The 8860-nt window shown below is 72.5% G+C and carries 9 protein-coding genes and 1 pseudogene; 5 read left to right on the top strand and 5 right to left on the bottom strand.

Annotated elements, in window-relative coordinates:
• Positions 1-87 precede the first annotated feature (87 nt).
• A complete protein-coding gene (locus RMN98_RS09920) occupies positions 88-957 on the top strand; it encodes a hypothetical protein (RefSeq protein WP_309648649.1) in 870 nt (289 codons plus the stop codon).
• A 340-nt stretch (positions 958-1297) separates the two neighbouring features.
• Here RMN98_RS09920 and disA read toward each other — a convergent pair whose 3' ends face one another.
• Together disA and radA are read right to left on the bottom strand one after the other, a co-directional pair.
• On the bottom strand, positions 1298-2380 hold the full coding sequence (disA, locus tag RMN98_RS09915; protein ID WP_218031265.1) for a DNA integrity scanning diadenylate cyclase DisA: 1083 nt from the start codon (positions 2378-2380) through the stop codon (positions 1298-1300).
• Between the two features lie 48 nt (positions 2381-2428).
• Entirely contained in the window at positions 2429-3850 is a 1422-nt protein-coding gene (radA, locus tag RMN98_RS09910; RefSeq protein ID WP_309648648.1) for a DNA repair protein RadA, read from the bottom strand.
• A gap of 103 nt (positions 3851-3953) precedes the next feature.
• Between radA and RMN98_RS09905 the strand changes: the two are divergent.
• Positions 3954-4109, top strand: a pseudogene (locus tag RMN98_RS09905) (LacI family DNA-binding transcriptional regulator); the annotation flags it as partial.
• 442 nt (positions 4110-4551) lie between these two features.
• Positions 4552-5025: a substrate-binding domain-containing protein gene (locus RMN98_RS09900; protein WP_309648650.1), complete on the top strand. Its 474-nt coding sequence runs from the start codon at positions 4552-4554 to the stop codon at positions 5023-5025.
• Positions 5026-5226: 201 nt separating this feature from the next.
• On the opposite strand, the gene RMN98_RS09895 is transcribed toward RMN98_RS09900, so the two are convergent.
• The 3 genes from RMN98_RS09895 to RMN98_RS09885 all read right to left on the bottom strand — a co-directional run bounded on the left by RMN98_RS09895 (position 5227) and on the right by RMN98_RS09885 (position 7503).
• Positions 5227-5928 (bottom strand): methyltransferase domain-containing protein, encoded by a 702-nt coding sequence (locus tag RMN98_RS09895; RefSeq protein ID WP_309648647.1) that lies wholly within the window; start codon positions 5926-5928, stop codon positions 5227-5229.
• A 32-nt stretch (positions 5929-5960) separates the two neighbouring features.
• Positions 5961-6599, bottom strand: coding sequence for a VOC family protein (locus tag RMN98_RS09890; protein WP_309648646.1), 639 nt, complete (start codon positions 6597-6599; stop codon positions 5961-5963).
• Positions 6600-6726: 127 nt separating this feature from the next.
• Positions 6727-7503: a hypothetical protein gene (locus tag RMN98_RS09885; RefSeq protein ID WP_309648645.1), complete on the bottom strand. Its 777-nt coding sequence runs from the start codon at positions 7501-7503 to the stop codon at positions 6727-6729.
• Positions 7504-7553: 50 nt separating this feature from the next.
• On the opposite strand from RMN98_RS09885, the gene RMN98_RS09880 reads away from it, so the two are divergent.
• Together RMN98_RS09880 and RMN98_RS09875 are read left to right on the top strand one after the other, a co-directional pair.
• A complete protein-coding gene (locus RMN98_RS09880; RefSeq protein WP_309648644.1) occupies positions 7554-8489 on the top strand; it encodes a Ppx/GppA phosphatase family protein in 936 nt (311 codons plus the stop codon).
• Positions 8486-8860: sugar phosphate isomerase/epimerase family protein (locus RMN98_RS09875; protein ID WP_397209282.1), on the top strand; the 375-nt coding region annotated here is incomplete at its 3' end. The genes RMN98_RS09880 and RMN98_RS09875, both read left to right, overlap by 4 nt.

The following is an 8860-nucleotide window of genomic DNA, read 5'->3' as shown; positions in this document are numbered from 1 at the left end:
GGTGCGGGGCGCTCTCGGACATCGCTGCCCATTGTCCCCTCGGTGTGGCAACGCGATCGAGGGCGGCCGGCTGACTAGCGTTGGCGCATGGCTTCGTCGATGACTCGGGGCCCGCTTCCCGCGGGCGTCTACTGGCGTCGGCGCCTGGTGCTGCTCTCGGTGGGCCTGGTCCTGGTGGTCGCTCTCGCGCGGCTCCTCGGCGGCAACAGCGACGGTGCGTCGACCGACGCGGGCGTGGCCGAGCAGGCCGCGGCCGTGCCGTCCTCGACGGCGCCCAGCGATTCGCCCTCGGCCTCACCGACCAAGAAGCCCCGCAAGGGCAAGGGCAACCGGCCCACCGCGACCCCGACGCCCGAGCCACCGCCGCTCGCCGTGCCCGACGGGCCGTGCGACGAGGCCGACATCGCGATCACGCCGTCGGCCGTCGACGCGGTCGCCGGCCGCGACGTCGTGATCCTCCTGTCGCTGACCACGATCGTCGACCCCGCCTGCACGTGGCGGGTGTCCTCGGGCAACCTGTCGGTGAAGCTCACCTCGGGCGACGACGACATCTGGTCCTCGCAGCAGTGCCCTTCCGTGGTGCCGGTCAAGGACGTCATCGTCCGCTCCGCCGAGCCCACCACGGTGGCCCTCGTGTGGGACGCCAGGCGCTCCGACGAGGACTGCTCGCGCCTGACCGACTGGGCGCTGCCCGGCGACTACCACGTGATCGCCGCCGCGCTCGGTGGCGAGCCGACCGACGTGCAGTTCACCCTCGAGGCGCCCGTCGCCGACGTGATCACCGAGACCGCCACCCCCACCCAGCAGCCGTCGCCGTCCGGCTCCGGCTCCGGCTCCGGCTCCGGTGGCTCGGCCTCGGGAGACGGCGGCGCGGCCAACGGTGGCTCAGGCGACGGTGGCTCGGGCAACGGTGGTGGTACTCAGCCCTCCGGCGCCGTGGAGCCCGACGGTCGCTGAGCCATACGCCGAGTCGGCGTGATGTTGCACGGCGTATGCCGAGTCGGCGTGATGTTGCACGGCGTACGCCGAGTCGGCGTGATGTTGCAGGCCGTGCGCCAGCCCGTGCCCGGGTCGTGTGCCCGAGGCTGCGCCTGAGTGCGGTCCGCGACCCACGACCCAGCTCCTGGTCGGCCGGGGTGGGCGGGCTGGTCGGGTCGTGTGCCGCTCGCCGCGCTGGAGCGCTGGAGCGCTGGCTGGGGCACACGACTGCCTCGCGGCCACCCCCGCAGGCCGCGCCACGGCTGCAACATCGCGCCGACTCGGCCGCCGGAGTGCAACATCGCGCCGACTCGGCGAGCTATACGTAGCGCTCGAGGATCGTCGACTCGGCGAGACGGGAGAGGCCCTCGCGGACGCTGCGCGCGCGGAGCTCACCGACGCCCTCGACGGCCTGGAGGTCGTCGATACCGGCGGAGAGCAGCTTCTGGAGCGTGCCGAAGTGGTCGACGAGCCGGTCGACGACCGAGGACGGGAGCCGCGGGACCTTGGCGAGGAGGCGGTATCCGCGGGGGGCGACCGCGCCGTCGAGGTGCTCGCTGCTGCCGAGGCCGAGGACCTTCGCCGCAGCGGCGGGGTCGACGAGCTCGGTGGCCGAGAGCAGCTCGAGGCGGTTGAGCAGCTCCTCGGGGCTCTTGCTGCGGCGGCCGGTGGCGACGTAGTCGCGGATCACCAGCTCGCGCTCGGTGTCGACGCCGGTGATGAGCTCCTCGAGCTGCAGCGAGAGCAGGCGGCCGTCGGTGCCGAGCTCGAGGACGTAGTCGTCGATCTCGCGGGCGATCCGGGTGACCATCTCGAGGCGCTGGGCGACGACCGCGACGTCACGGACGGTCACCAGGTCCTCGATCTCCAGCGCTGACAGGGTGCTGGCGACCTCGTCGAGGCGCAGCTTGTAGCGCTCGAGGGTGGCCAGCGCCTGGTTGGCCCGCGAGAGGATCTGGCCGGAGCCCTCGAGGACGTGGCGGGTCTCGCCGACGTAGGCCGCGATGATCTGCATCGACTGCGACACCGAGATCACCGGGAAGCCGGTCTGGCGGGCCACGCGGTCGGCGGTGCGGTGCCGCGTGCCGGTCTCCTCCGACGGGATGGTGTGGTCCGGCATGAGGTGCACGGCTGCGCGCAGGATCCGGGTCAGGTCGCCGTCGACGATGATCGCGCCGTCCATCTTGGCCAGCTCGCGCAGCCCGGTGGCGGTGAAGGGCACGTCGAGGGTGAAGCCGCCGGTGGCGATCGAGTCGACCGTCTTGTCGTGGCCCATGACGATCAGCGCGCCGGTGCGCCCCCGCAGGATGCGCTCGAGACCGTCACGCATGGACGTGCCGGGAGCGATGGAGGCGAGGGTCTCGCGCAGGCGCAGGACCTCATCGGTTCGATCGACTGGCACGGTGCTCCCTGGGTGCTGAGACATGGCCACGGTCGGCCTCGCAGGAGTTTAGCCGTCGTCCACGCCGTGGAGCGCGCGCTTTGCCGGTCGGGCGACACCGAGCACGCGCAGGGCCGAGGCGACGTCGGGCGCCTCGATGACCCGCATGCCGTCGACCGTGCGGTCGCTCGAGGTCGGGCGCACCCCACCGGGGGTCGACGGACCCGCCGGGACGACCGCCATGCGGAAGCCGAGCCGGGCGGCCTCGGCCAGTCGCTGGGGCAGGTCGCGCACCCGGCGCAGCTCGCCGGCCAGGCCGATCTCGCCCATCGCGACGACCCCGGCCGGGGCGGCGTTGTCGAAGGTGGCCGACGCGAGGGCGACCGCGACAGCGAGGTCGCTGGCCGGCTCGCCGAGCCGCGCGCCGCCGACGGTCGAGGCGAAGACGTCGTGGGCGTGCAGGCGGATCCCGCAGTGCTGCTGGAGGACGGCGAGGACCATCGCGATGCGCGAGCCGTCCAGCCCCGACGTCGTACGCCGTGGACGCTCCATCGCCGAGGGGGTCACCAGGGCCTGGACCTCGGCGAGCAACGGACGCCGGCCCTCCATGGTGACGGCGACGCAGGTGCCGGAGACCCGGCCGTGGTGGTTCTCGATGAAGAGGCCGGTGGGATCGGTGACGGCCGTGATGCCCTCGGGGCCGAGGTCGAAGCAGCCGACCTCGTCGACCGGGCCGAAGCGGTTCTTGACGGCACGGACCATCCGGAAGCGGGAGTTGCGGTCGCCCTCGAAGTGGAGCACCACGTCGACCAGGTGCTCGAGCACCCGGGGACCCGCGATGGAGCCGTCCTTGGTGACGTGGCCGACCAGGACCACGGTGATGTTGCGGGTCTTGGCGACGCGGATCAGCGCGGCGGCGACCTCCTTGACCTGGGTGACCCCGCCCGGGACCCCCTCGAGCCCGGAGGCGCCGATGGTCTGGACCGAGTCGACGACCAGCAGGGTGGGACGCACCGTCTCGATGTGGGTGAGGATGGCGCCGAGGTCGGTCTCGGCCGCGAGGTAGAGCTCGTCCTGCACCCCGCCGGTGCGGTCGGCTCGCAGCCGCACCTGGGAGGCCGACTCCTCGCCGGTGACGTAGAGGGTGCGGTGGGTGCGGGCCGCGGTCTGCGCCGCGACCTCGAGCAGCAGGGTGCTCTTGCCGACACCGGGCTCGCCGGCCAGCAGGATCGCGGCCCCGGGCACGAGCCCGCCCCCGAGCACCCGGTCGAGCTCGGGCACGCCGCTGGCGCGGAAGGCCGACTCGCTCACCGACACCTCGGTGATGGGCACGGCAGCGGTCGTCACGGCCGAGGCGGCGGTGCGCATGGTGGGAGCGGCAGCCTCGGCGACAGAGCCCCACGCCTGGCACTCGCCGCAGCGCCCGACCCACTTGCCGGTCTCCCAGCCGCACTCGCTGCACCGGAAGGCGGGTCGCGCGGTCTTGGCCATGCACCGAACGCTAGGCCCTGCCACCGACAGCCGCCCCGCGACCCACCTGGCTCCCGGCAGACCAGACTCCTAAGGGTGAGGACGAGCGCCGTCGTACTCCCATATGATCCCCATTGGAACGATCAAGTCCGGTGGAGGTGCGATGACGAGGATGCCTGGGCGGGCGCCCACGGTGCCGCCGACCCTCGCCGACGTCGCCGAGCGCGCCGGCGTCTCGCGCCAGACCGTCTCGAACGCGGTCAACAACCCCGAGCTGCTGCGCGCCGACACCCTGGTGCGGGTGCAGGAGGCGATCGAGGAGCTCGGCTACTCGCCCAACCGTGCCGCGCGCAACCTGCGCACCCGCTCCTCCCACCTGATCGGGCTGCGGATGAGCCCGGTCCAGGAGTTCACCGCCAACGCGGCGGCCGACCGCTTCGTGCACTCGCTGGTCGACACCTCGCGGGAGGCCGGCTACCACGTGCTGCTCTTCTCGGGGGACCCCACCGACCCCGAGTCCGGCTACGACGACCTGCTGCGCTCGACCGCGGTCGACGCCTTCGTCGTCACCGACACCTACCTCGGCAACCCGCAGGCCGCCTGGCTCCGCGAGCGGCGGGCTCCCTTCGTCGCCTTCGGTCGTCCCTGGGACGACCCGGCCGCGACGCACCCGTGGGGTCGACGTCGACGGCGCGGCGGGCGCCGAGCTCGCGACGCAGCACCTGCTCGACAAGGGCCACACCCGCATCGCCTGGATCGGCTGGCGCAAGGACTCCTTCATCGGCGAGGACCGGCGCTCGGGCTGGAGCCGGGCTCTCAAGGAGCAGGACCTGCCGACGACCGGCCTCGCGTCCCGGGTCGAGGACACGGTCAACAGTGGCCGCGAGGCCAGTGCGGTGCTGCTCGACGAGGCCCGCCCGACCGGCTTCGTCTGTGCCTCCGACACCCTCGCGATGGGTGTCATGCACACGCTCGCCGAGCGCGGCATGCACGCCGGCGAGGACGTCGCGGTCGTCGGCTTCGACGACTCCCAGACCGCGCAGGTCATGCATCCCGGCCTCACCTCGGTGCGCCAGCCTCTCGAGGACGTCGCGATCGAGGTCGTCAACGCTCTCGAGGGTCTGCTGGCCCACCCCCGGCGCATCCTGCCCGGCAAGCTGCTGGTCCCCACGCTGGCGGTGCGCCGCTCCAGCTAGGTGGGGTGGCTGCGGGTCGCATGCGGGTCGTGTGCCGGAGACCGCGCTGGGCCGCTGCGAGCGGCACACGACCCGACGAGGGCCGGCGGACCACGTCGCCGGTGCGATTCGCCAGGCAGGTCGTGTGCCGGAGACCGCGCTCGGCCGCTGCGAGCGGCACACGACCCGACGCCCGGCCGCGCCACCGCGCAGAGCGACCAGCTAGAACACCTTCGACCACACGTTGACCGCATAGTCGACCTCGAGGCCCTCGTGGTCGCGCAGCACCTCGTCGGCGACGTCCGGCTTGAGCTCGATCCGCACGACCGCCTCGAGGTCGGCGCGTGAGGTGAAGCGCCAGTCCATGTCGACCGGGGTGCGGGTCCAGCCCCGCGTGACCCAGAAGCGCTCGATCTCCTGGGGCGGGGGCAGGTGCGGGTAACCGCGACGGAACCATGCGCCCCACGTCGACCGGGAGCCGTCGTTGTCGATGACGACCGCGGTGCCCCCACGTCGTACGACGCGCTCGAGCTCGGCCAGTCCGGGCTCGCAGCCGGGGCCGAAGAAGTAGGCCCACCGCACGTGTACGACGTCGACGCTGTGGTCGGGGAGCGGGACCTCCTGGGCGGTGCCCTGGAGGACGCGGACCCCGGCCACGGCCTTCGTACGACGACGGGCCAGGGCGAGCAGGTCGGGGTGCGGCTCGACGCCGGTCACCGAGCCCGTGGGGCCGACGGCGGCGGCGAAGCCGGGCAGGTGGAAGCCGGTGCCGCAGCCGAGGTCGAGGAGGTGGGCGCCGGAGACGTCGACGAGGGAGCGGATCGTGGCGTCGAGGCGACCGTCGGGATCGACCGCCTGGTTCTCGATCTCATAGGTCGCGGTGTGGGACCAGATGTTGGGGCTGGGGACGGTACCCAGCGGCACCGGTGGGCCGCCGGACGGCCCAGGGGACACGCTCAGAGACGGACCAGGCCGCGCGGGGTCTGGAACTGTGCGGCGAGGATGCCGGGGGTGCCGTTGGGGGCGACCCACTCGACCTTGACGTCCTCGAGGGGCGCCTCGACGCTCTCGCCGAGCCACTCGCTCACGCGCTGCGGGTCGCCGGCGATCTCGAGGCAGGCCAGGGAGAAGTCGCTGCCGGAGCCGGAGGACGGACGCAGCTCGGCGTCGGACTCCCACTCGATGAAGAACGGCAGCTGGGGGTCGGAGATCAGGCCGTTGACGCCGATCTGGCGCCAGCGGAGCTCGGTGCCGTCGGGGCGGTGGCGGCTGCCGACGACCGCGGAGCGGCCCAGACGCTGCTCGACGACGGTGATGTCGTCGACGGAGACGACCCAGCCGAGCCAGCCGCCGCCGAGGGCGGAGCGGGCGCGCACTGCCTGGCCGAACGGGGCCTTGTCGGATGCCGGGTGGTCGAGGACCTCGACGACCTCGAGGTAGGTGCCCTCGGCCAGCGGGAAGGTCATGTTGCGGGTGCCGAAGCGGGGGTGGATGCCCCCGTCGGTGAACTCACGACCGAGGAGATCGCCCAGACGCTGGGCGGTTCCTGCGAGGCCGTCAGGGCCCGCGGCGAAAGAGAGGTGGTCCAGGCGCATGTCCGTCATTGTGCGACAGGCAGCCGTGTGGTTCCGCAGGCGGGGTCGGGTCTCTTGATGTCGAGAAGTCGCCGTGTGCGCACCGGATCCACCCCAGAGGATGCACCTGCCGGGCGTGTCGCACCGTTCAGTGCGGGTCGGCGGGGTGCAGCGCGAGTGCGGAGCGCGAGCGCACGTGGGCGTCGCAGTGCCGCACCAGCTCGGCGTACGCCGCCGGGCCCATGAGCTCGGTCAGCTCGGGGGCGTGCGTGACGTAGACCGCCTCGACGGCGACGTGGGCCTCGGTGTTGCCGGAGCAGTACCAGTCGAGGTCGTGGCCACCGGCACCCCAGCCGCGGCGGTCGTACTCGGTGATCGTCACCTCGGTGTAGGTGGTGCCGTCCTGGCGCTCGACGTTGCGGAAGCGGCGGCGGATCGGCAGCTGCCAGCACACGTCGGGCTTGGTCTCGAGGGGGTTGCGGTCCTGCTGCAACGCCAGTCCGTGCAGGGCGCAGCCCGCTCCGACCGGGGTGCCGTCGGGCGCGAAGTCGGCGCGGTTGTGGAAGACGCAGGCCTGCTGGCCGTCGACCTCGATCGTGCGGGTCTTGCGGTCGCCCTCGTCGTCGGTCTCGATCCAGTCCTTCTTCCTCACCTCGCGCCCGGGGTGGAACTGCCACTGGGTCTCGTCGAGCTGGGCGACGTAGCCGGCCACGCGCTTCTCGTCGGCCTTGTCGGCGAAGTGCGCCCCGAGGGTGCAGCAGCCGGTGTCGGGGGCGTCGGCGTAGATGCCCTGGCAACCCTGCCCGAAGATGCACATGTAGCTCGACGTCAGCCAGGTGAGGTCGCACCGCATCACCTCGGTCTCGTCGGCCGGGTTGACGAACTCCACGAAGGCGCGCGGAAAGACCAGGTCGACTTCGGGCATGCGCCTGAGCCTACGCGGCCCGGAGGTGGCGGTGGCGGTAGGTTTGTCGCATGCGCCTGGGCGTCCTGGACATCGGTTCCAACACCGGCCACCTGCTGGTGGTCGACGCACACGACGGCGCAGCACCCCTGCCGGCCTTCTCCTACAAGCAGCCGTTGCGCCTCGCCGAGCACCTCGACGAGACCGGGGCCGTCTCGCAGACCGGCATCGACGCGCTCGCGGCCTTCACCGCGGAGGCGCTGGTCGTGGCCGAGGACAAGGGCTGCGAGGCGATGCTGAGCTTCGCCACCTCGGCGGTGCGCGACGCGGTCAACTCCGACGACGTCCTGCGCACCGTGAGCGAGCGCACGGGCGAGCAGATCGCCGTGCTCTCCGGCGAGGACGAGGCGCGGCTGACCTTCCTCGCCGTACGCCGGTGGTTCGGCTGGTCGGCCGGCCGACTGGCCGTCTTCGACATCGGCGGCGGCTCGCTCGAGATCGCAGGCGGCACCAACGAGCGCCCGGACGTCGCGTGGTCCTTGCCGCTGGGCGCCGCCCGGCTGGCGCGGACCTTCTCCGACGGCGAGCTCGACGAGTCCCGGATCCGCCAGATCCGCAAGCAGATCCGCACCGAGATCGCCCGCGACGCCGGCAACCTGCTGCGTGCCGGCACGCCCCACCGGGCGGCTGCGACGTCCAAGACCTTCCGATCCCTGGCGCGCATCTGCGGGGCCGCTCCGTCGGGCGACGGTGCCCTGGTGCCGCGCTCTCTGCAGCTCGAGGCGCTACGGCAGTGGATCCCCAAGCTGGTCGCGATGACACCCGAGGAGCTGGCCGACCTGCCCGGCGTCTCCCCGAGCCGCGCCCACCAGATCGTCCCCGGCGCGCTGGTCGCCGAGGCCTGCATGGACATCTTCGACCTCGCCGAGCTCGAGATCTGCCCGTGGGCGCTGCGCGAGGGCGTCATCCTCGAGCGCATCGACACGATGAGCGTGCTGGACGGGTGACCCCGCGCATCGGACTCTCGACGGCCTCGGTCTATCCCGAGTCGTCCGCGCACGCCTTCGCCTATGCGGCCCAGCTCGGCTACGACGCCGTCGAGGTGATGGTCGGCATCGACGCCCTGAGCCAGCAGACCTCCGCGGTCAAGCAGCTCTCCGAGCACCACGAGATCCCGATCAGCGCGATCCACGCGCCGTGCCTGCTCTTCACCCAGCGGGTCTGGGGCACCGAGCCGTGGGGCAAGCTCCAGCGCTCCGCGGAGATGGCGGCCGACGTCGGCGCCGAGGTGGTCGTCGTACACCCTCCCTTCCGGTGGCAGAAGGACTACGCCCGCGACTTCGTCAACGGCATCGCGGCCCTGGAGAACTCCACGGGC

Source organism: Nocardioides sp. (assembly GCF_031397825.1).
Taxonomy (GTDB): Bacteria; Actinomycetota; Actinomycetes; order Propionibacteriales; family Nocardioidaceae; genus Nocardioides.
The sequence above is the reverse complement of the archived record's forward strand: the minus strand, read 5'-3'. Positions and strand labels throughout refer to the sequence as shown.

Bases quoted from the DNA above. Each gene is read 5' to 3' on its own strand.
- RMN98_RS09920 (WP_309648649.1), top strand. From the start codon at position 88: ATGGCTTCGTCGATGACTCGGGGCCCGCTTCCCGCGGGCGTCTACTGG.
- radA (WP_309648648.1), bottom strand. From the start codon at position 3,850: ATGGCCAAGACCGCGCGACCCGCCTTCCGGTGCAGCGAGTGCGGCTGG.
- RMN98_RS09890 (WP_309648646.1), bottom strand. From the start codon at position 6,599: ATGCGCCTGGACCACCTCTCTTTCGCCGCGGGCCCTGACGGCCTCGCA.
- RMN98_RS09885 (WP_309648645.1), bottom strand. From the start codon at position 7,503: ATGCCCGAAGTCGACCTGGTCTTTCCGCGCGCCTTCGTGGAGTTCGTC.
- RMN98_RS09880 (WP_309648644.1), top strand. From the start codon at position 7,554: ATGCGCCTGGGCGTCCTGGACATCGGTTCCAACACCGGCCACCTGCTG.